Here is a 1,550-nt window from a genome sequence, read left to right on the forward strand (position 1 = left end):
GAAGCACACGGCACCGGCACCGTCCTCGGCGACCCCATCGAAGCCCAAGCACTGATCGCCACCTACGGCCAAGACCGGGAGGAGGAACGTCCACTGTGGCTCGGTTCGGTGAAGTCGAACCTAGGACACACGCAGGCCGCGGCAGGCGTCGCCGGGATCATCAAAATGGTCATGGCGATGCGCCATGGTGTGCTGCCCCGGACCCTGCATGTGGATGCGCCGTCCTCGAAGGTGGACTGGTCCGCCGGCCAGGTCCGGCTCCTGACCGAACAAGTGGAGTGGGACGCTACGACCCCGCGCCGGGCAGGCGTCTCCTCATTCGGAATCAGCGGCACCAACGCCCACATCATCCTCGAAGAAGCCCCGCCGACGGACGAGATGCCGGAACGTCCCGCCTCCACGGGACCGGTGCCGCCGCTGGTACTCAGTGCCCGGTCATCTGAGGCACTGAGCGCTCAGGCGGCCCGGCTGTTGGACCTGTTGGAGCGTACGGATGCGGTTGCGGGTGCTCCGGAGCCGGTGGATGTGGGGTATGCGCTGGCGACGACGCGGGCACAGTTGGAGCATCGCGCGGTGGTGGCAGGCGCCGGCCGTGGTGAGTTGGTGGCTGGGTTGACCGCGCTGGCCGCCGGCGGGGACGACACGGCGGGCGTCACCCGGGGTGTGGTGGCTGAGGGACGGTTGGCGTTTCTGTTCACCGGACAGGGCGCGCAGCGGGGCGGGATGGGACGTGAGTTGTACGACGCGTTCCCGGTCTTCGCGCGGGCGCTGGACGAGGCTTGCGGCCACCTCGACGCCCACCTCCAACGACCTTTGAAGGACGTGCTGTTCGCGGAGGACGGCGGGTCGACGGAGAGCGCTCTGCTGGACCGTACCGAGTACGCGCAGCCTGCCCTGTTTGCCGTGGAGACGGCACTGTTCCGGCTTGTTGAGTCGTGGGGTGTGCGCCCGGATGTGGTTGCCGGGCACTCGATCGGTGAGATCACGGCGGCTCATGTGGCCGGGGTGCTGTCGTTGGCGGATGCGTGTGCGCTGGTGGCGGCCCGTGGGCGGCTGATGCAGGCCCTGCCCGACGGTGGGGTCATGGCAGCCGTTGAGGCGACCGAGGAAGAGGTACGGGCACTGCTCGACGGCGCCCAGGACGCGACGATCGGCGCCGTCAACGGCCCCCAGGCCACCGTCGTCTCCGGCGCCCAGAACACCGTCAACACCATCGTCGAAACCCTCCGGACCCAGGGCCGCAAGACCTCCTTCCTCAAGGTCTCGCACGCCTTCCACTCCCCGCTCATGGACCCCATGCTCGACGACTTCCGCACGATCGTGGCAGGCCTGACCTACTCCGAACCCCGTATCCCGCTGGTCTCCAACGTCACCGGCCGCACCGCCACACCAGCCGAGCTGACCACCCCCGACTACTGGGTCACTCACGCCCGCGAGGCGGTCCGCTTCGCCGACGGCATACGCACCCTCGCCGACGACGGCATCACCACCTACCTCGAAATCGGCCCCGACGCCGTCCTCACCGCCATGGCCCCCACCGCCTCCTGGCC

1 protein-coding gene is annotated in these 1,550 nt (G+C 69.0%); it reads left to right on the forward strand.

Annotated features, from left to right (window positions below; all coding sequences use genetic code 11):
• The coding region (locus tag EST54_RS33810) for a type I polyketide synthase (protein ID WP_135796923.1) at nucleotides 1-1,550 on the forward strand (1,550 nt) is incomplete at both ends.

The organism is Streptomyces sioyaensis (genome assembly GCF_004122735.1).
GTDB classification, from domain to species: Bacteria; Actinomycetota; Actinomycetes; order Streptomycetales; family Streptomycetaceae; genus Streptomyces; species Streptomyces sioyaensis.